This is a genomic window from Paenibacillus sp. FSL L8-0641, assembly GCF_038006265.1.
Lineage (GTDB): Bacteria > Bacillota > Bacilli > Paenibacillales > Paenibacillaceae > Paenibacillus > Paenibacillus polymyxa_D.
In genome coordinates this window covers 236,592-263,513 of the sequence record NZ_JBBOUW010000002.1, presented here as the reverse complement: position 1 = coordinate 263,513, position 26,922 = coordinate 236,592, and the positions used below count along the sequence as shown (strand labels likewise).

Here is a 26,922-nt window from a genome sequence, read left to right as displayed (position 1 = left end):
AGGAGGGATGTCATTGAAAGCCTTATTTGAGAAGGAAAAAAATTACTGGAGTCATAAACTGGAATCTGAGGATCATACCATCTGCCTACCATACACTAACCATGTGTCCAGAAGTACAACTGTAACGAGTTTAAATTCCCATATGTACACGCTCACATTTCCAACTGAAATTTCCCAAAGAATATCATCTATAACAGGTGGCGCTCCATGGGCCGTGTTTATGGTCCTGCTTGCTGGAGTAGAGAGCTTATTGCATAAATACACAGGTGAGGAACGTGTGCTGCTGGGCATTCCGGTAGCCAAGTCTAGCAACGGTGCTACAAAGCCGATCAACCATCTACTTTTATTGAAAAATACGCTGGATTCCAGCACAACCTTCAAAGCCTTGCTGTCTCAAATCAAAACCTCTGTCGGCGAAGCTATTGAACATCAAAACATTCCTTTTTGGAACTATTCTGAATTACTTGACATTCAACGTGATGAGGATGGAAAGCCTCTTATTCACACCACAGTATCCTTGCGAAATATTCATATTTCTGATTTTTTGGATCACGTACAATCTGAACTAGATTTCCAGTTTCAATGGGAACATGAAGCGGTTTCCCTAAACGTAAAGTATAGTAGCGACCGTTATAGCGAGACGACGATTGAGCACTTTGTTGAGCAGCTTCTGCGGCTGTACACTATTGTTTTGCAGCAGCCAGAGTTGGCGATTTCCACAGCACAAGTGCTGTCAGAGCAAGAAATAGAGCAGCTGCTCCATACCTTCAACGATACAAATGTGGATTATCCACGTCATGCGTCTATTCATGAATTGTTCGAGAAACAGGCGAAGCAGACACCACAGCAGGTGGCGGTAGTGTATGGGCAAGATAGCCTAACCTATGCAGAATTGAATGAAAAGGCCAACCGACTGGCTCATTCTTTACGTAAGCAGGGAATCCGCACCGAGCAGACGGTCGGCATTGTAGCTGAACGCTCGATTGAGATGATTGTCGGTATGCTCGGAATTCTCAAAGCAGGTGGAGCGTATGTACCCATTGATTCTGATTACCCGGATGAGCGTGTACTCTATTTGCTGAAGGATTCCGGTGCGGACATACTGCTCGTGCAGCGAATGGAACATCGGCCCACTGATTTTAAGGGAATGGTGCTTGACCTTAGCGATGCCGCAATTTATGGAACGGATGATGCTGATCGTTACGATCCCATTTTGTCGAATGAGCACGGGACGAATACTGATTCGGGATACGTGGACTGCCTAGATCCGTTCTACTCCATTTCCGCCAGTCCCGAACTTGCTTCTACGACAACCATACAACCAGAAATCATGCAACCAAAAGCTACGCAATCAGAACAAGCAGAACCAGAACAAATACAGCAGACTTATGCAGCTAAAGAACAACCACAGGCGAGCGCAGCTGGTCGCTTGGCCTATATTATGTACACCTCAGGGACTACAGGCCAGCCCAAAGGGGTTATGGTGGAGCACCGTAATGTCGTGCGTTTGGTGACAAACACAAACTATGCACGCTTGAATGCCGACACACGCATTTTGCAGACCGGGTCTGTTGTCTTTGACGCGTCCACCTTCGAAGTTTGGGGTGCGCTATTGAACGGTGGACAGCTGGTGCTGGTGAGTCAGGATGTTATTTTGGACGCGCCCAAGCTCAAGGAAGTTGTCCGCAATCACGGCATTACCACGATGTGGCTGACCGCACCACTCTTTAATCAGCTATCCCAGCAGGACTTGGAACTATTTGAGGGGATGCGGGAGCTATTGGTCGGTGGTGATGTGATGTCCGTACCGCATATTAATCGGGTATTGGAGGCCCATCCGAATCTACATATTATTAACGGCTACGGTCCGACGGAAAATACGACTTTTTCTACCACACAAGCCATTACTGGCGTTCAATCGGGATCTGTGCCCATTGGTAGCCCGATCTATAACTCGACGGCATATGTCGTGGACGGTTCGATGCAGCTCCAGCCTGTTGGAGCGTGGGGGGAACTGATTGTCGGCGGTGACGGGGTGGCTCGTGGATACCGCAACCGCCCAGACCTGACGACCGAAAAGTTCATTGACAGCCCGTTCCGTGGCGGCGAACGCTGCTATCGAACAGGGGACCTGGTGCGTTGGAATGCGGACGGGACGCTGGAATATAAGGGACGGATCGACGCGCAGGTAAAAATCCGGGGCTACCGGATCGAGCTGGGCGAGGTGGAAGCACAGCTGTTGAAGCTGGAGGCAGTCCGAGAAGCTGTTGTAATTGCACATGAAGATGAACAGGGGCAAAAGCTGCTCTGCGCATATGTGGTCACCCAAACGGAAGTAGCGACAAGTGAGCTGCGTAGCGCTTTGAGTCAGGAGCTGCCGGGCTACATGGTACCGTCGTATTTTGTACAGCTAGAGCAATTGCCACTGACGCCCAACGGCAAGGTGGATCGCCGAGCGTTGCCACAGCCAGAGGGAGGTGTAGGCTCAGGCGCAGAATATGTACCTCCTCAAAATCAATTACAAGCACAACTGGCTAGCATCTGGAAAGATGTGCTTGAGCTTGAGCGCATTGGCATTAAGGATAACTTTTTTGAGGCAGGAGGACATTCCCTGCGGGCGACACATGTCATATCACTCATCTATAAAGAATTGCATAGAAATGTGCAGCTAAAGGATCTGTTCCAGCATCCGACCATTGAACAGCTGGCGCAAGTTATTGAAGCACTGGAGCAAACCACTTATGAATCCATCCCTGTTACGGAGAATAAGCCATTTTATGCGGTCTCTTCGGCTCAAAAACGGATGTATATCCTCAATCAGCTTGATGGAGCGGGAATTAGCTATAACATACCTGGTGTCCTGACTCTGACCGGTTCACTTAATCACAAGGCACTGGATAGCGCGTTCCGTCAGCTTATTGACCGTCATGAAACATTGCGCACAAGTTTTGAGACCATGAACGGTGAACCTGTCCAGCGAGTACATGACGAGGTTCCTTTTTGCATGGAATTGACTAATGCTCACGGAGCTACCCCAAAGGAAACGGATGAGCTGGTACGTAACTTTGTCCAACCATTCGATTTGGGGCAGGCTCCGTTATTCCGAGTTGGTTTGATTGAAACAGACCCAGAGCATCATATTTTGCTCATGGATATGCATCATATCATTTCGGACGGCACCTCTATAAATGTACTAATTCAGGACTTCATTCATTTATATGCAGGCGACACGCTGCCCTCGTTACGCATTCAGTATAAAGACTACGCCGCTTGGCAACAGAAGCAGCAGCAAAGTGAACGCTACCGGGAACAGGAAAACTACTGGCTCAATACCTTCGCAGGAGAGCTACCAGTGCTTGATCTACCGACTGATTATCCACGCCCAGCGGTGAGAAGCTTTGAAGGAGATGTGCTGGAATTTACGCTTGACCAACGACAAAGCGAAGGCTTAAAAAGCATTGCGGTGCAGACGGAATCGACATTATATATGGTGTTGTTGGCTGCCTATTCGGCTTTGCTTAGCCACTATAGCGGGCAGGAGGATATTATTGTCGGTTCGCCAATTGCAGGGCGGCCCCATGCGGATCTTGGCAGTCTGATCGGGATGTTCGTGAATACACTGGCAATCCGTAATTATCCAGAAGGCGGGAAAACGTTCCGCGATTATGTGTTGGAGGTCAAGGAAAACGCGTTAAAGGCTTTTGAACATCAGGATTATCCGTTTGAAGAGCTGGTGGAGAAGCTGGGCGTGGATCGAGATTTAAGCCGTAATCCGTTATTTGATACCATGTTTGCACTACAAAACATAGAGCAAAAAGAGCAGCAGCTGGCGGGGCTGCAATTGGCATCTTATCCAAGTGAGCAAACGACGGCCAAATTTGATTTGAGTCTGTTCGCAGTGGAGGATGGAGAACAAATTTCCTGTGCTCTTCAATACGGAACTCGGCTGTACAAACGAGAAACCATTGAACGACTGACTGAACATTTGCAGCAGCTTATCAATGCGGTTATTCAACAGCCGGATATCGCTCTTTCGGCTATAGAAATGGTTTCGGTCGAAGAAAAAGAGCTGCTTGTGCAGAGATTCAATGATACGGTAGCAGACTATCCGTATCCACGAGATCAAGCACTGCATGTGCTGTTCGAGGAACAGGTAGCGCAATCACCTGATCGGCTGGCCATCACCTTTGCGGACATGCAGCTTACCTACCGTGAGCTGAATGAACGTGCCGACCGTCTGGCACGCATTCTTGCTTCCCATGGGATACGGCGCGGGTCCGAGCCAGAGACACAGCGAGTAGCAATTATGGCTGAACGCTCCATTGAAATGGTCGTCGGTATGCTGGCGATTTTGAAGGCCGGAGGGGCTTACGTTCCCATTGATCCCGATTATCCTGAGGAGCGTATCCGTTATTTACTGGAGGATTCCGGTGCGGGGCTGTTACTGTTACAACGACGTGAGCAGATGCCTTTTGAACCCGGCATTCCGGTCATCGATTTGAGTGATGAACAACGATGGAGTACCAAATTTGAATTTGACGCTCATACGGATGGAACAATTCCGATTACAACAGGGGGATCTTCCTCGGATCTTGCGTATGTGATCTACACCTCTGGTACGACAGGCAAGCCGAAGGGCGTGATGATTGAGCACCGTAATGTCGTGCGCCTAGTGAAAAACAAAAGCTATGCCACGCTTGATGAAAATACACGTATGCTGCAATTGGGCGCAGTTGTGTTCGATGCCTCCACATTTGAAATCTGGGGAACGCTGCTGAACGGGGGACAACTGTATGTGGTAAGTCATGACACTATTCTGGATGCCTCCAAGCTCAAACAGGCAATTGACAAGTATCGTGTTAACACGATGTTCATGACCACGGCTTTATTCAATCAATATTCGCAGCAAGAAATCGGAGTGTTTGCGTCCTTGAAGGAGTTGCTCGTGGGTGGTGATGTGTTGTCTGTACCGCACGTCAATCGTGTGTTGAAGGAGTACTCGCAGCTTCGCCTAGCCAATATTTATGGGCCGACTGAGAACACCACCTTTTCCACCATCTATGACATTACAGAACCGCAAACCCAGGCTATTCCCATTGGACGTCCAATTGATCACTCGACCGCTTATGTGGTCAATCGTTCGTTGAAGCTGCAACCTATCGGGGCCTGGGGGGAACTGATCGTCGGTGGTGATGGTGTTGGGCGTGGATATCTGAATCGGCCCGAGCTTACGGCGGAAAAATTTATTGAAAGTCCATTCCGGTCTGGAGAATATTGCTATCGTACAGGGGACTTAGTGCGTTGGCGTGCTGATGGTGTACTGGAGTACAAGGGAAGAATGGATGAACAGGTCAAAATTCGCGGCTACCGCATTGAACTGGGTGAAATTGAAACCCGTTTGTCCACGATTCCAGGTGTGAAGGAATCAGTTGTTACCGTGCGGCAGGACGATCACGGACAAAAACAGCTATGTGCCTATTTTGTAACAGATAGCGAACTGAGCGCCAGCGACTTACGTAACATTTTGTCGCAGGATCTGCCTGGCTATATGGTGCCGTCCTACTTTGTGCAGCTCTCCAGACTGCCTTTGACGCTGAATGGCAAAGTAGACCGCAGGGCACTGCCCGCACCTGAGCACAATCTCGATACAGGTATGGACTATGTGGCACCCGAGACGGATGTCCAACAGGCACTGGCTACAGCTTGGGGAGCCATTCTTGGTATCCCGAAAGTCGGAATACAGGATAACTTTTTCCATTTGGGTGGTGACTCCATCAAGGCCATTCAAGTATCGTCCCGCTTATTTCAGGCTGGATACAAGCTGGAAATGAAGGACTTGTTCAAATACCCGACAATTGCAGGACTAAGCACATATATTCAGCCTGTTAACCGAATAGCCGAGCAGGGCGAGGTTACAGGAAATGTAGTGCTTACACCGATTCAGCGCTGGTTTTTTGAACAGCCAACGGGAGAACCACACTATTTTAACCAATCTGTCATGCTCTATCGTCAGGAAGGCTATGACGAACAGGCACTACGGCGGGCGCTCCATCAGATTACATCGCACCATGATGCACTGCGTATGGTTTTTAGTTTGTCGGAGAACGGATGTAGAGCATGGAACCGCAGTGTAGAGGAAGGCGAACCGTACCATCTAGAGTGCTTTGATTATAATGACAGCGATGTAAACCAGCAAGATTTGGCGAAGATAATTGAAGCGAAGTGCAATGAAATTCAATCTGGTATTTCTCTAAGTGAAGGTCCGCTGATGAGACTGGGGCTGTTCCGTTGCTCGGATGGAGATCATCTGCTGGTCGTGATTCATCATTTGGCGGTGGACGGGGTATCTTGGCGCATTTTATTCGAGGATTTGGCGACTGCCTATGATCAAGCTTCCAAGGGTGAACAGGTGATTCAGCTGCCTCATAAAACAGATTCGTTCCAAACGTGGGCCGAGCAGCTGCACGCTTATGCCAACAGCCCAGCTATGGAACGTGAGCAAGCGTATTGGGGGAAACTTGCACAAGCGGAACGGACTCCTTTGCCGCAGGATTACGGGTATAATGAGCACGAAAAGCCATTGATTGGCGATAGTGAATCGGTTACTGCTTTGTGGACACACGCAGAGACAGAGCAGCTGCTCAAACAGGCCAATCGTGCCTACCGTACAGAAATTAATGACCTGTTGCTAACGGCGGTAGGAATGGCATTGCAAGCATGGAGTGGAAATGATCGGTTCCTGATTAATCTGGAGGGACATGGACGTGAAGCCATTTTACCAGAGGTGGACATTACCCGGACGATAGGGTGGTTTACAAGCCAATATCCTGTTTTGCTCGATATGCCTGAAGAACTGGCACTTTCGCAACGGATTAAGCGGGTGAAGGAAGGACTGCGCGGCATCCCGCAAAAAGGGATTGGCTACGGTGTACTGAAATACTTAGCCGATCATCAGACACAGGCACCGGAGGCATCTCCAGCCCTATTTACGACAGACCCCGAAATCAGCTTTAACTATTTGGGACAGTTCGATCAGGATATGAAAGGGAACGACTTGCAATCATCCTCATATGAGGGTGGGATGCCGCTGAGCCCGACCATGGCTCGAACGTATACGCTGGATTTTGGTGGCATCATTTCGGGAGGTCAACTGGGTCTGACGATTAGCTATAGCCGTACCAGCTATAGACCGGAGACGATCGAGCGATTGGCGAAATTACTGGAATCGAGCCTGCGCGAAATTTTGGTGCATTGCATCCATAAAGAACACCCGGAGCTTACCCCAAGTGATATTTCCTATAAAGGAATGAGTGTGGAGGGCTTGGACAGCCTCTTATCTGAAATGGGTGCTGCAGGTGAGATCGACAATGTATATGCACTGACCCCGATGCAGAAAGGGATGCTGTTTCACAGCCAGCTAGATAGTCAAGCAGCCGCGAATGACGCGTATTTTGAGCAGGTTTCTTATGATATGCGAGGTCAGATGGACATTCGGGCTTTTGCAGAAAGCCTGAATATTCTGGTTCGGCGACATGAGGCGCTGCGTACACATTTTTATTTTGGCAGAGATACGGAACCGTTGCAGGTGGTGTATCGAAATCAGGATTGCGGCTTTCAATATGAAGATTTACACCATCTGGAGAAGGATGAAATAGATACCCGGGTGAAAAATTTCAAGCTACAAGATAAAGCACGAGGCTTTGATCTGCGTAGGGATGTTCTGCTGCGTGTAGCGATTTTACGTACCGGAGAAGACAGCTATCATTTTGTATGGAGTTTCCATCATATCGTCATGGACGGCTGGTGTCTGTCCCTTATAAATAAAGAAGTGTTTGAAAGCTATGCAGCACTTCAGGAGGGCAGAGTACCAGAGCTAGCACCCGCAGTGCCGTACAGCCGCTTTATTGAATGGCTCGAAGCACAGGATCGCAAGGCGGCAACCGACTACTGGAGCAGCTATTTATCCGGATATGAGCAGCAAACAGCATTACCAGCTGTAAAATCCGGTCGCAAGAGTGGAGGCAACACGGCTAGTGATTGGGTGACGGTTTTGGAACGTGAGTTGACCCTCCGGGTGGAGGAGACGGCTAAGCGATATCAAGTGACCATGAATACGTTATTACAAACCGTCTGGGGGATTGTGCTGCAAAAATATAACAACCACAGTGACGTCGTATTTGGCAGTGTCGTCTCAGGCCGTCCATCGGATATTATCGGGGTAGAGGATATTATCGGCTTGTTTATTAATACCATTCCTGTTCGCATCCTTAGTGAGGCAGGGGAATCTTTTGCAGAAGTTATGAAGAAAACGCAGGAGCAGGCTCTGGCTTCTCATGCGTATGATACGTATCCACTGTTTGAGATTCAGGCATTGACCGATCAGAAACAGGATTTAATTAACCATATTATGGTGTTTGAAAATTATCCGGTAGATGAGCAGGTCGAAGAACTGGGAAGTGACGGGCAGGAACTATTCCCGATCTCCAACGTGGTGGCTGCGGAGCAGACTAACTATGATCTGAGCTTAGTCGTTATGCCAGGAGAATGCATCAAGATTCGTTTTATGTATAATGCGTTAAGTTATGATCAAACAGGCATTAAGCGTCTGCATGGACATTTTGTGAATCTGTTGGAGCAAGTTTTGCTTAACCCGAATGTTTGCATAGAAGAGCTGGAACTGGTTACAGCGGCGGAAAAACAACAAATTACAGGAGAGTTTAATAACACTGCCTCTGCATATCCAAGCAATCACACGATCCAAAAATTGTTTGAGGAGCAGGCAGAGCGTACGCCGGATCATATTGCCGTCGCTTTGGGTCATCAATCATTGACCTACCGGGAGCTCAATGAGACAGCCAACCGATTAGCGCATACGCTGCGTGATGCAGGGGTGAAACCCGATGAACCTGTTGGCATTTTGACGGAGCGCTCGCTGGATATGATTACGGGAACACTCGCTATTTTGAAGGCTGGTGGCGCGTATGTGCCGGTAGATCCACAATATCCGGAGGACCGTATCCGTTATATGCTGGAGGACTCGGGAGCCAAACTGCTGCTGGCTCAACAAGATTTGCTGGATCGTTGCTATTTTGACGGACAGATTGTTAATCTGAATGAGGATACGTCCTACAGTGCAGATGCTTCCAATCTGGGTATAGATGGAGCGGGTAATCATGCTGCTTATGTTATTTATACCTCAGGCTCAACAGGTAAGCCTAAGGGTGTCGTTGTTGAGCATCAAAGTGTCGTGCGCCTTGTCCGCAATACCGATTATGTGCCATTTGATGAATCGACTCGAATGCTGCAGACTTGCGCGTTTGTATTTGATGTATCTACGTTTGAAATTTGGGGCGCGCTGCTGAACGGCGGTCAGCTTGTTCTTGTGCATAAGGATGATCTATTGGACGCGGCCAAGCTTAAAGAGACGATACGGGATCATAGCATCACCATGATGTGGCTGACCACACCGTTATTTAATCAGCTTTCACAGCAGGATAGTAAACTTTTCGGCGATGTGAAGTATTTGCTGGTTGGTGGTGATGTTTTGTCTGCACCCCATATTAACCGGGTTCTGCGTGATAATCCGGACATGAACATCATTAACGGCTATGGACCAACGGAAAATACAACCTTTTCGACGACGTATCACATTACGGAAGAACAGCTGGATTCTGTGCCGATCGGACGTCCCATCTGCAATTCGACGGCGTATGTTGTGGATTCGTCATTTAACCTGCAACCGGTCGGAGCCTGGGGTGAGCTGGTTGTCGGCGGAGACGGAGTTGCACGTGGTTATTTAAATCGTTCTGAGCTGACGGCTGAGAGATTTCTTGCTAACCCGTGGGTGGACGGAGATCGCCTGTACTGTACAGGAGATCTTGTTCGCTGGCGTGAAGACGGCATATTGGAATACGCCGGACGGATTGATCAACAGGTTAAAATTCGCGGTTACCGGATTGAGCTGGGCGAAGTGGAGGCGCGGCTGGCAAGTGTACCGTCCGTGCGGGATAGCGTCGTTATCGCTTTGCGGGATGGAACGGGTCAACAGCAATTATGTGCTTACTTCACTGCCGATGAACAGCTGACCGTCCGTGAGATTCGAGCTGCGATGTCGGCCAGTCTGCCGAGCTATATGATTCCATCCGCATTTGTACAACTGGATCGGCTTCCGCTGACGACAAACGGCAAAATCGATCGCAAAGCTTTACCTGTGCCGGACAAAGGGCTGCACACGGGTATAGAATATGTCGCCCCGCGAACCGATGTGGAGCAGTTGCTGGCATCCATTTGGCAGGAAGTGCTTGAAATTCCACAAGTGGGTATCCATGATGACTTTTTCACGTTGGGTGGACATTCCTTGAAAGTACTGGAGCTTATACGCAAAGTTCACCTTGCCACAGACATTGAGCTCCCCATCCGTAGTGTTATGGACTTCCCGACTATAGAAGAGCAGGCGCTCACATTATTGAAAGCGGATCTGGAATACAAGGCCGATAGTCCAATCATACGGTTGAATGAACACGGTCCGATCTCCATCTTCTGCTTTCCTCCTATGCTTGGATACGGGCTGTCGTTCGCGGAGCTGGCCAAACAACTGGATCAGGACGCAGTCGTGTATGGATTGGAGTTCGTGGATGATGCTGCCGATGAGCAGGCCATGCTGGCACGTTACGTTGATTTGATCGTCAGCACGCAAGCGCAAGGTCCGTATGTACTGCTTGGTTATTCCATAGGTGGTAATCTGGCGCATAAGGTTGCTGACACACTGGAACGTCAAGGTCATACCGTATCAGATATTTTTATGCTCGATTCGGTCAAAAGGGCGGAAGCCCTGCCCTTCACAGCTGAAGAAACAGAGCATGAAATTCATGACATGCTGGAACAGGTTCCCGACTCCTACCGTGAGCTGTTGAATGAAACGTACCAACGTAAAATGATCGCTTACGCGGTGTATGGCAACCAGCTTGTGAATACAGAGAGCGTTCAGGCGAATATTCACGGCTTTGTCGCCGTTGGATCGGAAACGGTGAGGGGTACAGGAGATAATCGACTTTTATGGAAAGACGCTACACAAGGTAGCTATGAAGAGCATAGCTTGATTGGTAATCATTATGAACTACTGGAACCCGGATTTATCGAGAAAAATGTAAACAGTATCCGTGCCGCAATACAAAAGATAACTCGGAACACGGACAAAGACATGACACAAGATTTAGCACATCATAAATCTTGAAAATCTACGGTTGATGATTTTAAGAACTGAATCACTAATTTTTTAATCTGTAACACATGAATCCTGATCGACAGGTAAGATGCCGTCTGCTTACACGACTCGATCAGGATTCGCTTTATTATGTGCACTCCCGCGATGGGAAGTGCGATGATTCCATAGCGCCATGCTGATGGCTTCCATACGGAGTATAAATATCTGCTCGCTATGCAATCACCGCACGGTTCAAATCATTAAATCAACTCCATACGTAAGGATGGTACTTCAATATGAAGAATAAAGGCATTTGCTACCTATCCGCATTTTTAGCAGCGTTGTTTCTCTGGAACCTGCTCATTGCTCCGGCATGGGCAATAGACAGCATAACACCTAATTCATTGGAAAAAAAAGTGGACGATATCATGGTTACAAAATTGGAAAAATTGCATATTCCGGGGGCTGCGGTCGTCGTGACTCAGGGAACCCAAATTCTTTTTAGTAAAGGCTACGGATATGCAGATCTGGAGCGGAAAATGGCATTCGATCCAGCAAAGACCATTGTTCGTGTCGGCTCTCTAACCAAATCATTTAGTGCAAGCGCCACGATGCAGCTGGTTGAGCAAAACAAGCTTGATTTGAATGAAGACGTGAATAACTATCTCCACAGCTATAAAGCTACGCAATACCAGAATCAGCCTTTCAATTTGCATCAGCTTTTGACACATACCTCAGGATTGGATGAAGCGCTGTACGACATTAACAGCTCGACTCGGGCAGGCGTTTTACCCACAGAACAGTATCTCAGCACGTATTTTCAAAATCAGCCACCTATCCGCAAACCTGGAATTCAGTATGAATACAGTAATGTCGCCTTCGGTCTGATCGGTAATATCGTGGAGCAAGTAAGCGGTCAGGGACTGAATGATTACCTTCGTACACATCTGTTCCAGCCGATGAATATGCCCAGCGCGACACTGGAATTGCCGTTAAATCATCCTGCACAGGCCCAGTCGTATCAGTGGAAGGATGGAGCGTATTTGAAACAGCCTTTGTCGTATATCAATCTGCCCGGAGCAGGAGCGTTGAACGTCACACCCAACGAGTTTTCCCATTACTTGATCACTCATTTAAACCAAGGCAAGTATGAGGGCAAAGTGGTGCTCCAGCCACATACGGTAAAAGTGATGCATGCGCAGCAATTTGCAGTCGATGCACGCCTGGATGGCGTGGGCTACGGATTTTTTCGTGGTCATTTGGAGACAGGAGTACCTATGCTGTGGGCTACCGGGGAAATTGATGATTTTATTTCCGAAATGGTACTGATTCCGTCACAAAAGATCGGTATTTTTGTGATCATTAATTCAGCTGACACGGACACTCTGCTTCATGGAAAAGTCATCGATGCGATAGCCCAAATGCTGCCCGCAAATCCGCAGGCCGCTTCTCAGTCACTGGCTCGTTCTACCACGCAAGTGAAGCTTTCGCCAGAGATTGAGGGCGTATATCAGGTGGATTCTAATCCTGTTCATGGGTGGGGAAAATGGATTCGAATACTGGGAAACATTACATACACCGTGCGAATTCAAGATGATCATACGTTAATTGTTAAAGGAAAATACCCAAATGAGAATGAAGCAACAGACAAAGTTTTTCAAGCAGCAGGCGATGGATTGTTTGTGGAAAAGGAGGGCCAGCTTAAAATTTTGCTGTATCAGGAAAACGGTACGTGGATGATGGTTGCCCCGGATAGTAAAACCATGAAGCAAACGACACTTTGGCACCGCACCTGGACTCTGCTTGTCAGCTATGCAGCCGCCTCCTTATTTTTCATCACAACCTTGCTGATTTGGATCGTAAGATATGTGATCAAAGCTATCCGTAAAACGAATAATCACATTTCGTCCAACCTTGCATTCATTGCGTCACTAAACACGATTTTTCTCGGAGTGCAGGTCGTCTATGGTAACAATCAGATCGTGTATGGCTATTCCGCGTGGTATATCTGGGGAATTTGCACACTGCCACTCATTTCAGCACTCATTGCCGTGTGGGTATTGATCGTGAATGGCGCAAAGCTGATTACAGGGGAAAGAAGAACCCGGGCTGCCGGGAAAATCCTATTTGCGGTGCTCACATTGCTGCATACAGTGTATCTCTTTTATTGGAATTTCCTTCCTATCCATTATTCCTAAAGATTTACAAAACAATGCATATTCGAACATAAATGAATGCTAAAATTTGTATCTGATGCCCCCCAGAAGGGCTTTAAACCAACAAACAGGAGGGAAAGAATGGGAATCTTTCGTCGTTTTACATCCCGTAGCTTCAAATATGCAACTGCTATGGTTTTCACTTTATCGTTGTATGCTGGTGTTGCGGGCAGCATGCAACCGGTACGGGCAGAAGGTCCGGCGGACCCAGCCCCCTTCATTGCAGCGAAAGTGGTCAATGAGAACGCTGGTAAAAAAGTGCTGTTTGATAATACTCATGGACAGACAGCTGGCGCAGCAGATTGGGTGATTGATGGTGGATTTTCAGACTTCGGCCAAGCCCTCGCGAGCAATGGCTATGATGTACACGAGCTTCGCCAATCTACGCCCATTACTTACAATGATCTAAAGAATTATGATGTATTTGTTACAGCAGAGCCGAATATTCCTTTTAAACAGAGCGAACAGGCTGCAATGGAGCAGTATGTAAAAGCAGGCAATAGTATTTTTTTCATTGGAGATCATTATAACGCGGACCGCAACAAGAATCGCTGGGACGGATCGGAGAGCATTAATGGCTATCGTCGTGGTGCATGGGAAGACCCTGCGAAGGGAATGAGTGCGGAAGAAAAAAGCTCGGTAGCAATGCAGGGCGTAGTCAGCTCAGATTGGCTGGGCAGCCAGTTTGGTGTGCGCTTTCGCTACAATGCATTAGGCGATATCACGGCCAATCAGATTGTCGAGCCAGCACAGGCGTTCGGCATTACAGCTGGAGTGAGTAATGTGGCAATGCATGCAGGATCAACACTCGCAATTATCGACCCAGCGAAAGCCAAGGGAATCGTATATCTTCCTAAAACCAATCAGGCTTGGGGCAACGCGGTAGATCAGGGCGTGTATAACGGAGGCGGCATTCCGGAAGGACCTTATGCAGCTGTATCGAAAGTAGGACTAGGCAAAGCTGCTTTCATTGGGGACTCGTCTCCTGTCGAAGATGCAACGCCAAAATATTTGCGCGAAGAGACAGGAACCAAGAAGACAACGTATGACGGCTTTAAGGAGCAGGATGACGCCGAGTTACTGGTCAATATCGTAGACTGGTTGTCCAAGAAGGAGGAGTATACCAGCCTGACGGAAGTGAAAAGCTTACAGCTGGACCAGCCGACGGCATTACTGCCTTTTGAAGAGCCACAGGCTTCCACGGAACCACAAGCTGAGCCTTGGTCCGCTCCCGCAGCTGGCTACAAATGGTGGGATCAGCGAACCTTCAAAGCAGGGTCCTATGGCGGATCTACAGCCAGTGCGCAACCAGTGTACAGCATCGTTCGTCAAGAGCAGCTGCCCAATGCACAGCCTTTTCAAATTCGGATTACTGCCGACCAACTGGCTCCCAATAGTACGATTAGCGGATTCAGCACAGGTATTTATGTAGCGGGCGGCAATCAAGTAGCCCAAATTCAAAATCCGGATGGAAGCTGGCCAACCTCTTACGGCTATAGCGGAACATTTAGCCTGGAGTCCAACGGCAAAGGGCATGCCTATAAGGACTTGACGGTGCGGATCAAGCCGGGAACCAGTGGTTCAGCTAATCTTAGACTGAGGCAAAACGGCAGCAATCTGCTGACTCAATCCGTCGTGTTGGCTGATGTCCCGGCCCAGCCGTTGCCTGAGGAAGGAAATACGGTCCCAGCTCGTATCAGTGTCGCAGAAGCACGGAGTCTCCCGGCTGGCAGAGTCGTGACCTTAGAAGGTGTTGTGACGACGGAACCAGGTGCATTCGGTGGTCAAGCCTTTTACATGCAGGATGAAAGTGGCGGTATTTATGTATATCAGAACCAAAGCGGCTTTCACCAAGGGGATCGAGTAAAGCTTACAGCAAGCTTGGCACTGTTTAATAGTGAGCTAGAGTTAACCGATCCAGTGGCAATTGAAAAAACGGGAGAAGGACAACTTCCGGAAGCTGTACAAGTCACCCAACTCAGTGATGCGAACCAAGGACAGTTGGTTGAGCTTCCTACGGCAATGATTCGTAATGTGATAGACGCGACTCCCGTAGGTTCGTTTGAATTTGATGCAGTATCAGGTGAAGTAAGTCACCATGTGCGTGTCGATGCACGTACAGGCTTAACACGGACAACTTTTCCATACCAAGAAGGACAGCACGTGAAGCTAAAAGGAATTTCGGCGATTTTCAAAGGGAATTATCAGTTGAAACCGCGTGGACTGGATGATTTTTCAGCTCAGGCAGGTGCAGAGTTGCAAGAAGTAGAGCTTTCACTGGATCAAACGACCCTCAACATTGGGGATACGGCAGTGACACATCTCAAGGGTACGCTGACTGATGGCAGCAAAGCAGATTTAAACCGCGCTTCTGTTCAGTATGTCAGCAGTCATGAATCCGTTTCGCTGGATACGTATGGAGAACTTAAGGCCCTAAAAGAGGGGAGCGCGGAGATTACAGCCAGCGTTACCTTGGATGGTAAAACGGTCGTATCCAATCCTGTAACTGTTAGAGTCGAAAAGACTGCTGTAGGTGAAGTGCCGGGTAAACCTGTGCTGTCGCATGATAACGGGCAGGACACTGGGCTGAAGGATGGCAATTACAACATCACTATGGATCTGTGGTGGGGTACGAATGGTGATGAACTCAAGTTGTACGAAAATGACAAGCTGATTGGCACTCAATCGTTGCAAGCGGCTTCTCCTGGAGCACAGCATGCAGTCATTCCTGTTACAGGTAAGACCAACGGTACCTACACGTATACTGCAGAACTGATCAACGCTTCTGGTAAAACGACCAGCGACCCGTTAACTGTCGAAGTGACCGATGCTTCTCCTGGCATTCCAGTGCTGTCTCATGACAATTGGGATGGTGATGGTGCCTATACTCTTGCTATGAACATGTGGTGGGGCACAAATGCGACGAAATACAACTTGTATGAAAACGGAAAGCTGATCGACGCGCAGGATCTGCTGAGCCAAAGTCCGCAGGCCCAAAGTGCAGTCACCAACATCCAAAATCAAAAGCCGGGTACATATGAGTATCGGGCCGAGTTAGTCAATACTTCAGGAGAAGTTTCTAGTCAAACGATAAGTGTAGAAGTAAAGGGGCATGAAGTAGAAATGATGGGCCGTTAAAAAGTAAGAGCATCTATTGACCTCGTGAGAGTCTATAGATGCTTTTTTATTTTTTACGAAGCGGGAATTATCATCTTAGGATTGGGTTGGCGAAGCGGAAAGTCCCTCTATATCTGAGGAGCCATAGAAGAACATGGCAACTAGAATCACAATAATGACAACCTCTGCAAAATATTCTCCATCAAACTCACTCACCGCATAAGTCTCCTTTCGCCACTTGTTAATTATTTATTTTCTGTGAAAAGGCTTGTATCACCTGGTCCAGTGTCATATTCCCGTTATCATTTAAAAATTTCACCATATTATCGACATTGGATGGAGTGGATGCTAGTGTTTTGTATTTTCCTGTGAGTCCTAAAAACAATGTTGCTTGTCTGTATAAAGTCACGGAATCGACGTTTAGTTTTCCTGTTAGTAGGAGGGCTGCCACAAGGACCTCCACATTTTTTCCTTGAAGCGCGGAAAAGATAGCCGAATTACTGTTTAATCCATTTTTCTTTTGACCGTTAGGTGGGGATTTGGATTTACGATTCCCGTTTCCATTGCCATTCCCATTGCCGTTCTTTCCTAAGGAAGCCATTGAATCTTCCTCCCGCCATATACTGCTCCTGTCTGGTTTCCTGAAATTTGGGACAAGGGCAGCGGCACTACAGTGCTCATCAAAATACGTTATGATCATACGATATGCGAATAAGAGAGCATTGGTTACTATAAGAATCACCCTGGCTGAAGGCAGTTGGCTACTGTTATCCAGTAATTTATTTCGCATGTTGGTCCGATTTAGAGTAAACTACAATAAAGCAAGCCAAATGATCAATTGCATAAATCCCAGAGCGTTTTCAATCAGCAATGTTTAGACTAAAACGGTTTAGTTCGTTTATTGTATTTTTGAGCGTTGAATTGGAATTAAGCAAAATGCTGAAATAGGAGTTGTAGATAAAATATGTCGAATGAAGAAGTATTGTTAACTAAAGAGGGATTGGCCAAGCTGGAGGATGAGCTAAAGGAACTGAAGACCGTAAAACGCAAGGAGCTAGCCGAACGCCTTAAGTTGGCTATCAGCTACGGCGATTTGAAAGAAAATAGTGAGTATCACTCAGCCAAGGACGACCAAGCGTTTATGGAAACCCGCATTCTCATATTGGAGAAGATGCTGACCAAAGCCCGGGTCGTGGATGAGAGTAATTTAGACCTTAGAACCGTTAGTATTGGATCGACTGTCATTCTGAATGACATCGAATTTTCAGAAAAGATGGAATACAAAATTGTAAGTCCTGCTGAGGCGGATGTTCTTGATAACAAAATTTCCTATGAGAGTCCTTTAGGCAAGGCACTTTTGGGAAAAGAAGTGGGCAGTATCATTCATGTGGATGCACCCATGGCTGTAATTAAATATGAGCTGCTTGAAATTAAGCTCACATAGTTCATTCCCGATTCCCTTATATGAGGGGGCCGGGATTTTTTTATTTCTCGCTGCTTACATACCGTCCATGTGGAGCACAGTTGCACTCCACATACACTGGACAGGATTTTCTTTACTCCGCTAAGCGTACTAAGTTAGTCCGTCATTAGGAAGCCTGCTTGCTCCAATGCAGCGCAGGCATCATTAATTTTATCTTCATCCGAGGCATTCAAGGTGTGCAGGTGGATGCCTCCCGTCAGCTGGGACAAATAAGTGGCCTGGGTGGAGCTGATTTTACGGATAAAATCGTCCACTTCCTTGCGAGTTCCAACCCGTATCGGAGCAGTCAGATCCCCGTATACCGGATGCTCAACAATAACATCCTGCACACTTACACCGTAGTCCACAATCAGCTTTAGTTCCTCTTCTGTCTGTTCAGGTCGATGTTTACACACAATAATACGTGAGGCTAAGGGAGTTGCTTGACTCGCAGGCTCCATATAAATGTATCCTTGACTCGTTGCAAGGATAGGCTCTTGGCTTGCCTTTAACAGGGAAATATCCTGTACAATTACTTGTCGGGAGACGGAGGATCTGCGCGCCAGTTCGCTCCCGGTCAGTGGTGATTCGCTCTTGAGCCACAACAGTAGCTGTTCGCGGCGATCCGTACCTGACCGTTTTAAAGATTCAGTCAACGGGATAAGCTCCTTTCTTTTCGATGCGTCAGGTCTGTCAAAATATCTACCAATACATTCAATTCCTCGATGGTGGTCGTTCTTCCGAAAGAAACACGGATAAATTGTAACGCTTCACGGCCGGATGCTCCAAGCGCCTGTAAGGCAGGCGAAGGATCGTGGTGTCCGGCAGCACATGCGCTTCCAGTGGATATACAGACACCTCTGCGATTACATTCCAGCATAACATATTGTCCCTCGTAACCGTGAAAAAAACAGCCTACTATATGATGAAGCGCTGCTTTATTCTCGCTTTCCTGTACCACCCAACGTAACGGAATGGATCTTTCCTGAATTTTCGTAATAAAGTGTCTTCTCAGGGTAGCATATCGCTCCTGATACGACTCCATCTGTTCGGTCATCATTTCTGCCGCCGCGACAAAGGCTGCAATCCCGGGAACATTAACCGTTCCAGGACGAAATCCGTTTTCATGTAGTGTATCAGGGTACACGGGACGCCATGGGGTTCCGGGTTTGAGATATGCAGCACCGACGCCTTTGGGGCCATACACTTTATGGCTCGATACAGAGAGTGCATCTACTCCCATGGCTTCTACATCTACGAGAATATTCCCAAATGTCTGTACCGCATCACTGTGCAGCAAAATACCCCGTTCGCGTAGCAGGGGAGATAAGGCAGCAAGGTCCTGAACTAGTCCCGTTTCCGAATTGGCGTGTTGTACGGAGACAAGTCCGGTGTTTTCTCTCAGGTGAGGTAAAAGAGCTTCGCGAGACATTCGTCCTTCCCGATCCGGTTGCACAATGGTCAGTTCATAGCCCTGACGTTCCAGCAAAGTAGCAAGATTGTACATCGAGTGATGCTCCAAAGCGCTCATGATCCAATGCTTTTTATGCTGCGGCAACCCGTTCAGGATCGATTGCACAATCAACATATTGGATTCTGTTCCCCCTGTTGTAAAATAGATGCCTTCCTTTTGCCCGCCAATCATATTTGCTATTCGTTGCCTGCTGTAATCCAGCGTGTAGGCTGCTTGACCGCCCGCATCATGAAGGCTGCTGGCATTTCCGAACATTTCCTTATTTAATACGTTAAACATATTTAAAGCTTCACCACACATAGGTGTAGAAGCGGCATAGTCGAGATAAATCACACCAAATCCTCCCTGCTTAAAAATAATTCCATTCAAAAACTCTTGAGATTATTGTAGGCATGTGTAAATATAAGTGTCAAGACACTTGTAAATATGAATGTACACAAAGCGGTTATCTGTTCGCTGAGAGCGGAACGATCAGCCGCATCGATATGGAGGGATTCTAATGTCTATGCTTGACGTTTTACAAGGAAATCGAGGGCTTATGCCAGAGCATTATAAGACACTGACGGTTGCTGAAATGGAGCAGCGAGTGGCCGAACTGAAACAAAAATGGGGACCCAAGCTGCTTATACCGGGCCACCACTATCAGAAGGACGAGGTTATTCAGTTTGCTGATATAACAGGAGATTCTCTACAGCTTGCTCAAATGGCTGCACAAAATCAGGAAGCGGAGTTCATTGTATTTTGTGGGGTCCATTTTATGGCGGAGACAGCGGATATGCTAACTACCGATCGACAGACTGTTGTCCTACCGGATATGCGTGCAGGTTGCTCGATGGCAGATATGGCGAATGTGGAACAGACAGAACGAGCATGGAAGCATTTACAGGAGTTGGTAGGAGATACGATCATTCCGTTAACGTATGTAAATTCCACAGCAGAGATCAAAGCCTTTGTAGGACGGCATGGTGGGGCTACCGTGACTTCTTCGAATGCTAAGCAAGTGCTGGAGTGGGCGCTGAAGCAAAAGGAACGTATTTTGTTTTTACCGGATCAGCATTTAGGTCGCAATACAGCTTACGATCTTGGAATTCCGCTAAATGAAATGGCCGTGTGGAATCCGCTGGCAGATCAGCTTGAGACTGAACAGGACCCAGCAACCGTAAAAATTATTTTATGGAAAGGGCATTGCTCTGTTCATGAAAAGTTTACAGTAGATCATATTCGCAACGTTCGCGAGCGTGATAAGAACGTCCGGGTCATCGTTCACCCCGAATGCTCTTATGAAGTCGTACAGCTCGCAGATTGCGCGGGCTCCACAAAATTCATCATCGATACCATCCGTGCGGCAGAGCCAGGGACCCAATGGGCTGTTGGCACAGAAATGAATCTCGTGCAACGAATCAAGCAGCAGTACCCTGAACAGCAGATTGAATCGCTCAATCCCGATATGTGTCCCTGCCTAACCATGAACCGGATCGATCTTCCCCATTTGCTGTGGGCAATGGAACAGTTTGACCGGGGTGAGCCTGTGGGTGTGATTCGTGTGGATGCTCAGATCAGACAGGATGCTGTACTAGCATTGAATCGTATGCTTGCTATCCGTTAAGTTTTACCGTAATATAGAGCGTCCTTCCACCGGATTTGAGCATTAGACCGAAGGAGCAGAAATAATTATTTCAGTTGCTTGTGATCCAACCCGTATCTCTAATTAAAGATTAGTCGCTTGTCCGGTTTCGTGCTATAATTGTAGCAACAAACCGAAGGAGGTGAATCCCTTGTTTGAGCTTCAAGACCTACTCCCTTATTTATTTACAATCGGTTTGCTGTGCACAGTGACTTATACGTATCTCGCTCATTTGCACGGCAATGTACCCGAATGCTGGGTCGAAGGTGGGCCCGTGAGGTCTCATGCCTCTCCGCAGATGCCGATGTCTGCCCGTGGACAGGACATGCCTGTCCGGCTGGCCCGACATATCCGGCGTAAAGAAGCGCCGGATGAAGATGCATCCGATTGTTCTCCCTCGTTGAACGATGGCACAGCCAATCAACGAGGAGGAACATATGAAACGATTCAAGGGATTCACCTTTTGGGGTAAAAAAGAACGGATATTTGGATTAATGGTAGCGTTGGCGGTGGTCATGCTACTGTCTGGTTGTGGTGCGAATGCTGCGGAGATAAATGCACAGACACCCGGATTTTTTAATCATTACGTGGTGTTCCCGCTTTCTTGGCTTATTCAGCAATTGGCGCAATGGTTTGGTGGAAGCTTTGGGCTGGCGATTATGACATTGACATTCATTGTCCGTCTGGCCTTACTGCCTCTTATGATGCGTCAAACGCGTGCCCAGCAGGGGATGAAGCGCAAGATGAGCGCTATGCAGCCCGACTTGGACCGAATTAAGAAGAAGTATGAAAACAAGAAAGATACCACCAGCCAGCAGAGTATGCAGCAGGAAATGATGTCGCTTTACAAAGAACATCAATTCAATCCGCTTAATATCGGTTGTCTGCCTATTCTCATTCAGCTCCCGATCTTGAGCGGTATGTATACAGCAATCCGCTTAACCCCGGAGCTCGCATCTCACTCTTTCCTATGGTTCCGGCTCGGACAGCCGGACTGGATTTTGTCAATCGTCGTCGCAGTTGTATACTTGGCACAGGCCAAGCTTTCTCAGTTTCAGATGACGCCTGACCAGCGCAAGCAATTTGCGATCATGGGCTACCTTTCACCGATTATGATGGCGGTCTTTTCCTTCAATGCCCCTGCTGCCATGCCATTATATTGGACAGTAAGCGGCACCTTCTTGCTGCTTCAGTCGCTGTGGTTCCGCAGACGCTATCCAATAGAGGAAGCAGAGAGTAAGGTTAAACTTGGAGAAGTCACACCAACCTAATTAGTAGATGATGCTTGTTTAACTTGGGAATTACGTTTGTAGTATGCCACGTGTAATCATAGGATGTCATTCGAGCCGTTTATAAGGCTTGAATGGCGTCCTTTTTTGTTGCTGCTTTTTTCGCTACATTTCGCTTGAGATTTTGTAGTCAATATGAAATTCTTATATTATAAAATGATTCTGAAAGTGATATTTTTTGAAAACGGGTTTCATTATGTGGAGGATGCAACTAATTCTTTTAATGAAATGATAAGGGAAAAGTGGGCAAAGTAAGACCTATATGTAAGCCAATCTGCACTTTGTTTTATCACGCAATGAAATTATGGAGGAACTATAGAAAATGAAGCAAACATCAACAAAGCTGCCTATTTCCTTGGCTTTGCTCACATGTATAGTATGTGCATTCGGTTTTGGCTTAATCGCATTATGGGTGAGTGACCATCAAGTTCGGCATTTTGACCAGGAAATTATTTCGGTTATTGGACAACTGGAGTCGCCCGCCATGACCCGTGTAATGAAATTTTTCACCATGATCGGCAGCGGGATTCCAGTTGTGATCATTGTTTTAATGGCCATGTTCGTGCTCTATAGAGTATTGGGACACCGCAGAGAACTGCTTTTTTTGGCGGCTGGTGTATTGGGATCGGTAATGCTGAATACGATACTGAAAGTACTTTTTCAGCGTGCGAGACCGGAGATTCACCGTATTATTGAAGAGAATGGATACAGCTTTCCAAGCGGACATTCCATGACAGCTTTCAGCATGTATGCGGCGCTGACATTTTTAGTGTGGAAGCAAGTTCCTTCTAGGCTGGGGCGTATCCTTCTTATTGTACTCAGCAGCCTGCTGATTGTAGCAATCGGGACGAGCCGCATTTATTTAGGTGTACATTATCCGAGCGACGTTGTGGGTGGCTATTTTATGAGTGGCTGCTGGATGGCTGCTTGTATTTGGTTTTATCAGCGGTAAGAAGAACGACGAATGCTGTCACTTCGCTCTAAATCACAGCATAACGGGTTGCATAAATAATGAAGTTTCTAAATAAAGCAGACGCTTTAGCGTCTGCTTTTCATTTGGACAGAGGAAGTGTGTTCAGACATCTTAGTTCTGGCCTGTTCACCAGGCTTGAGCCCCAGCTTCTGCTCCCATTTTTCATAAAATATAATAGCCGCCTGCATAAAGATGCCAGGAAGCTTCCGACTTCGAATGAATTGATGAACGCCGACGGCACAACCTGCACCAATAAGCGCACCTGCCAAAATATCCGAGGGATAATGCACTCCGGTCCATACGCGGGATACTGCGATGAGTACAGCTAAGATAACCCAGAGAACACGAAATTTTTGATGATGAAGCCATAAAATGGCAGCCAGAGCAAACGCTCCAAGTGCATGGTTACTCGGGAATGAAGCATTGGGATCATGATGAATAAGCTGAATGACTGAATGTCCGACAAAAGGCCGATCTCTGTAAAACAAATGTCCAAGACCCCAACTAATTACAAAGCCGATACAAACCGTTATAGCGGCTTCTAAAACCATCATTCGATGCGGCATTTTAAAGGTGAACCAGTAAATCATCAAAGCCACTCCGAATAAATACGGTGCATATTGCGCTAAGAAACGCATGGTTCCATTCAAAAAGGCGAGGGAATTAGCCAGTTCATTGATCCAGTGAAATAAAGCATAGTCTACATTAATTAACATGAATAAATTACTCCTTAACATCAAAAAATTGAATAACAAAATTATATTATAGAGCGACTACACGGATAAAAGCTTAAAATCAAATAAAAAATGAATGTCCTTTCCGTTACTCATTTGTTTTTTCTATAGAAATAGGTGGTTTTGCGATGGAAAAGTCGGTGCTGGTCATTGATGATGAAGAGAAGATATCCAGATTGCTTCAGTTGGAGTTATCCCATGAAGGATATGCAGTTGAAATCGCACAAACGGGCAGAGAAGGATTGGAAAAAGCTCTAACTGGTAAATGGGATATCATCATTCTGGATGTCATGCTGCCGGAGATGAACGGGGTCGAGGTGCTGAAGCAGATTCGAAAAGTGGACAATCATACACCAGTAATTATGGTCACTGCACGTAACACGACTCCTGATAAGGTTTCAGGTCTGGATGAAGGTGCCAATGATTACATTACGAAGCCTTTTGAGATCGAGGAGTTATTAGCGCGGATGCGGGCCAGTATGAGGCATCAAATGGAGTCAACAGCTACCGCTTCACAAAAAGAGGACAAGTTATCGTCCAGGCTCCAAGTGGATAGTTTGGTGTTGGAACGCAAGACTAGGTCAGTGGTGCGGGAAGGAAACCGAATCGAACTGACGCCCAAAGAATATGATCTGCTTCTCTATCTGATGGAGCACAAAAATCAGGTATTGCAGCGGGATGAATTGATTCAGAACGTGTGGGGGTTTGATTTTGTTGGTGATACGAATGTCGTAGATGTGTATATCCGGTATGTTCGCAAAAAAATTGATCATGGATACAAAAAGAAATTAATTAAAACCGTACGTGGTGTGGGGTACTGCATCAGGGAGGAAGAACATTGAAGCTGCGGACCAAAATCACCCTGCTCAGTTCTATTTTAGTGATGATAATACTCCTGTTTGTGGATGTCACGGTTCATTTGTTGTTCGTCAAAATCGCTACGCGAAATGAAAGAGAAGTGCTGCAAAATAAGTGGACTGAAATCATTGCCGAAACCGGACACACCATGATTCTGAAGAATGCATGGAGTCCAAAACTGAAAGATGAGCTTTCCGGAGATACTATTCTGAGGGTGTTTGATCAGCAATCCCGACCTCTGTATGAAGTAAGTCGCCAGTCACGCTTTAAGCTGGGCGATATTCGTTTTAACACTTCTCAAAGCTCTCAATTGACTGATGTACAGGGTCATAAAATTCTGGTAATCCATCTCCCCGTGCTTTCTCCGGAGGGCAATCAAAAGGGAACGCTGGAGATCGTGGAAAAATGGGATGCACTCGAAACCAATCTCGATATTTTAAATACGATTCTCATCACTTCGACTGTAGGAGCAATGATGCTAAGTTTGGTAGGGAGCACGATTTTGGCGAATGCCATATTGCTGCCGATTTCCAGTAGTATTCAAACGATGCAGGAAATTGAGAGAAGCTTAAAATTTAAAAAAATCCCCGCTGGCAGTCATAATCAAGATGAATTGTCCCAAATGACCGCTACTTTTAACCGAATGATGGAGAGATTAGAAGAAAGCTTTCAAAGCCAGCAGCAGTTTGTTTCAGATGCCTCACATGAGCTGAATACCACACTTATGATTATTGAGGGCTATGCCAACATGCTGCGGCGGTGGGGCACGCTTGATGAGGACATTCGTAAGGAATCCATTGAATCGATCTATGAAGAAACTCAGCGAATGCGTACGATGACACAGCAGTTGCTGACTCTTGCCTCCTCACAGCAGAAAGGCCCTGAGCCGCATGAGCGGATAGAAATGATCGGTTGTTGTCAACAGGTAGTAGCGCATCTCAAGCCTGTACATGATCGTCAAATTTCTATTTTAACCGAAGAGAAAGAAATTTGGCTGGATGCCAACCTGACAAAAATGAAGCAATTGCTAGTGATCCTACTGGATAATGCATTAAAATACAGCTCGGATGAGATTGAAATAGGGTTATCTAAAGATGAAAAGGATGTCTATATCCGGGTTAAGGATTATGGGATCGGAATACCTGAGGGCGAGATCAAGCGGGTCTTCGAACGATTTTATCGGGTAGATAGCTCCAGGCATCGTAAAACTGGAGGGACCGGGCTGGGGTTGCCGATTGCCAAGGCAATTACAGATGCTCATCAGGGTACGATACGTATGGAGAGCGTAGAAGGAGAAGGAACGGTAGTCATCGTCACGCTGCCCCAAAGACAAAAGGAAAGGCTGTCCCTCCAGTAGAAATATCTACTCGAGGAACAGCCCTTTTTATTGTTATTTGTAAGTTAAGCATTCGGTGGATGGGAATCAACTGAAATTTATCCTAGAGGACACGACGTGCTGTTGTGTAATTGCGGCTCCACCATCCCGAATTTAGATCTGTAACCGTTACACCGCCTTTACCATACGTATGCAGAATTTTGCCGTTCCCCATGTAAATGGCTACATGATGAATTGGCGCATAGAAAAAGACCAAATCGCCTTTTTTTAGCTGACTACGCGGTACGAAAGTGCCAACAGTTGATTGCTGTCTGGACGAACGTGGAAGCTTGATGCCATTTTGTGCAAATACATATTGAGTGAACGAAGAGCAGTCAAAAGATCTTGTATTGCCTGCTGGGGCTCCATGCTCATAACGCACACCCATAAACTGGGAGCCTTTAGAAATAATCCGATCAGCTTTACTTGCCGAAGCGGCATGAGTGGTGGCTGGTCCAACGACGAAGCTCCCTGCGCTCAATGCCAAAGTCATAGTAAAGCAAATACCCATCCACAATTTTTTAGAAGTACGTTTCATATATAAATTCCTCCGTTATTCGTATTGTGTTGATGTCCTGAAATGACAATAACACAAAT

General features: G+C 46.9%; 15 protein-coding genes. 10 read left to right on the top strand and 5 right to left on the bottom strand.

The genetic code is table 11. The annotated features are described in order from the left end of the window. Positions 1–13 precede the first annotated feature (13 nt). The 3 genes from MKY16_RS26020 to MKY16_RS26010 all read left to right on the top strand — a co-directional run bounded on the left by MKY16_RS26020 (position 14) and on the right by MKY16_RS26010 (position 16,557). Positions 14–11,233: an amino acid adenylation domain-containing protein gene (locus MKY16_RS26020; RefSeq protein WP_340957796.1), complete on the top strand. Its 11,220-nt coding sequence runs from the start codon at positions 14–16 to the stop codon at positions 11,231–11,233. A 266-nt stretch (positions 11,234–11,499) separates the two neighbouring features. After that, complete coding sequence (locus MKY16_RS26015) at positions 11,500–13,401, top strand: serine hydrolase domain-containing protein (RefSeq protein WP_069011683.1); 1,902 nt, start codon at positions 11,500–11,502, stop codon at positions 13,399–13,401. Positions 13,402–13,500: 99 nt separating this feature from the next. Then, positions 13,501–16,557 carry an endonuclease gene (locus MKY16_RS26010; RefSeq protein ID WP_340957795.1) on the top strand — a complete coding sequence of 1,019 codons (3,057 nt, stop codon included), beginning with the start codon at positions 13,501–13,503 and terminating at the stop codon, positions 16,555–16,557. A gap of 220 nt (positions 16,558–16,777) precedes the next feature. On the opposite strand, the gene MKY16_RS26005 is transcribed toward MKY16_RS26010, so the two are convergent. Next, the gene (locus MKY16_RS26005) at positions 16,778–17,137 is read right to left on the bottom strand and encodes a hypothetical protein (RefSeq protein ID WP_029514846.1); all 360 of its coding nucleotides are present in this window, start codon (positions 17,135–17,137) and stop codon (positions 16,778–16,780) included. 363 nt (positions 17,138–17,500) lie between these two features. On the opposite strand from MKY16_RS26005, the gene greA reads away from it, so the two are divergent. Next, a complete protein-coding gene (gene greA / locus MKY16_RS26000) occupies positions 17,501–17,980 on the top strand; it encodes a transcription elongation factor GreA (protein WP_013310174.1) in 480 nt (159 codons plus the stop codon). 134 nt (positions 17,981–18,114) lie between these two features. On the opposite strand, the gene MKY16_RS25995 is transcribed toward greA, so the two are convergent. Further along, positions 18,115–18,654: a transcription repressor NadR gene (locus tag MKY16_RS25995; RefSeq protein ID WP_039274627.1), complete on the bottom strand. Its 540-nt coding sequence runs from the start codon at positions 18,652–18,654 to the stop codon at positions 18,115–18,117. After that, on the bottom strand, positions 18,651–19,805 hold the full coding sequence (locus tag MKY16_RS25990) for an IscS subfamily cysteine desulfurase (protein ID WP_340957790.1): 1,155 nt from the start codon (positions 19,803–19,805) through the stop codon (positions 18,651–18,653). The genes MKY16_RS25995 and MKY16_RS25990 overlap by 4 nt, the downstream gene beginning before the upstream one ends. Before the next feature lie 166 nt (positions 19,806–19,971). On the opposite strand from MKY16_RS25990, the gene nadA reads away from it, so the two are divergent. The 4 genes from nadA to MKY16_RS25970 all read left to right on the top strand — a co-directional run bounded on the left by nadA (position 19,972) and on the right by MKY16_RS25970 (position 23,337). Then, entirely contained in the window at positions 19,972–21,078 is a 1,107-nt protein-coding gene (nadA, locus tag MKY16_RS25985) for a quinolinate synthase NadA (RefSeq protein WP_029514851.1), read from the top strand. 169 nt (positions 21,079–21,247) lie between these two features. Continuing rightward, on the top strand, positions 21,248–21,568 hold the full coding sequence (locus MKY16_RS25980; RefSeq protein ID WP_013310179.1) for a hypothetical protein: 321 nt from the start codon (positions 21,248–21,250) through the stop codon (positions 21,566–21,568). Further along, the gene (gene yidC / locus MKY16_RS25975) at positions 21,534–22,367 is read left to right on the top strand and encodes a membrane protein insertase YidC (RefSeq protein ID WP_039274618.1); all 834 of its coding nucleotides are present in this window, start codon (positions 21,534–21,536) and stop codon (positions 22,365–22,367) included. The genes MKY16_RS25980 and yidC overlap by 35 nt, the downstream gene beginning before the upstream one ends. Positions 22,368–22,707: 340 nt before the next feature. Next, positions 22,708–23,337 (top strand): phosphatase PAP2 family protein, encoded by a 630-nt coding sequence (locus tag MKY16_RS25970; RefSeq protein WP_340957788.1) that lies wholly within the window; start codon positions 22,708–22,710, stop codon positions 23,335–23,337. An 86-nt stretch (positions 23,338–23,423) separates the two neighbouring features. Here MKY16_RS25970 and MKY16_RS25965 read toward each other — a convergent pair whose 3' ends face one another. Next, on the bottom strand, positions 23,424–24,074 hold the full coding sequence (locus MKY16_RS25965; RefSeq protein ID WP_340957785.1) for an undecaprenyl-diphosphatase: 651 nt from the start codon (positions 24,072–24,074) through the stop codon (positions 23,424–23,426). A gap of 146 nt (positions 24,075–24,220) precedes the next feature. On the opposite strand from MKY16_RS25965, the gene MKY16_RS25960 reads away from it, so the two are divergent. Further along, positions 24,221–24,934 (top strand): response regulator transcription factor, encoded by a 714-nt coding sequence (locus MKY16_RS25960; RefSeq protein ID WP_340957783.1) that lies wholly within the window; start codon positions 24,221–24,223, stop codon positions 24,932–24,934. Continuing rightward, positions 24,931–26,307 carry a sensor histidine kinase gene (locus MKY16_RS25955; RefSeq protein ID WP_340957782.1) on the top strand — a complete coding sequence of 459 codons (1,377 nt, stop codon included), beginning with the start codon at positions 24,931–24,933 and terminating at the stop codon, positions 26,305–26,307. The genes MKY16_RS25960 and MKY16_RS25955 overlap by 4 nt, the downstream gene beginning before the upstream one ends. Before the next feature lie 82 nt (positions 26,308–26,389). On the opposite strand, the gene MKY16_RS25950 is transcribed toward MKY16_RS25955, so the two are convergent. Continuing rightward, the gene (locus MKY16_RS25950; protein ID WP_340957779.1) at positions 26,390–26,863 is read right to left on the bottom strand and encodes a C40 family peptidase; all 474 of its coding nucleotides are present in this window, start codon (positions 26,861–26,863) and stop codon (positions 26,390–26,392) included. Positions 26,864–26,922: the final 59 nt, after the last annotated feature.

Excerpts from the sequence above, each read along its gene's own strand:
- MKY16_RS26015 (WP_069011683.1), top strand. The coding sequence starts at position 11,500 with ATGAAGAATAAAGGCATTTGCTACCTATCCGCATTTTTAGCAGCGTTG.
- MKY16_RS26010 (WP_340957795.1), top strand. The coding sequence starts at position 13,501 with ATGGGAATCTTTCGTCGTTTTACATCCCGTAGCTTCAAATATGCAACT.
- MKY16_RS26005 (WP_029514846.1), bottom strand. The coding sequence starts at position 17,137 with ATGGCTTCCTTAGGAAAGAACGGCAATGGGAATGGCAATGGAAACGGG.
- greA (WP_013310174.1), top strand. The coding sequence starts at position 17,501 with ATGTCGAATGAAGAAGTATTGTTAACTAAAGAGGGATTGGCCAAGCTG.
- nadA (WP_029514851.1), top strand. The coding sequence starts at position 19,972 with ATGTCTATGCTTGACGTTTTACAAGGAAATCGAGGGCTTATGCCAGAG.
- yidC (WP_039274618.1), top strand. The coding sequence starts at position 21,534 with ATGAAACGATTCAAGGGATTCACCTTTTGGGGTAAAAAAGAACGGATA.
- MKY16_RS25970 (WP_340957788.1), top strand. The coding sequence starts at position 22,708 with ATGAAGCAAACATCAACAAAGCTGCCTATTTCCTTGGCTTTGCTCACA.
- MKY16_RS25965 (WP_340957785.1), bottom strand. The coding sequence starts at position 24,074 with ATGTTAATTAATGTAGACTATGCTTTATTTCACTGGATCAATGAACTG.
- MKY16_RS25960 (WP_340957783.1), top strand. The coding sequence starts at position 24,221 with ATGGAAAAGTCGGTGCTGGTCATTGATGATGAAGAGAAGATATCCAGA.
- MKY16_RS25950 (WP_340957779.1), bottom strand. The coding sequence starts at position 26,863 with ATGAAACGTACTTCTAAAAAATTGTGGATGGGTATTTGCTTTACTATG.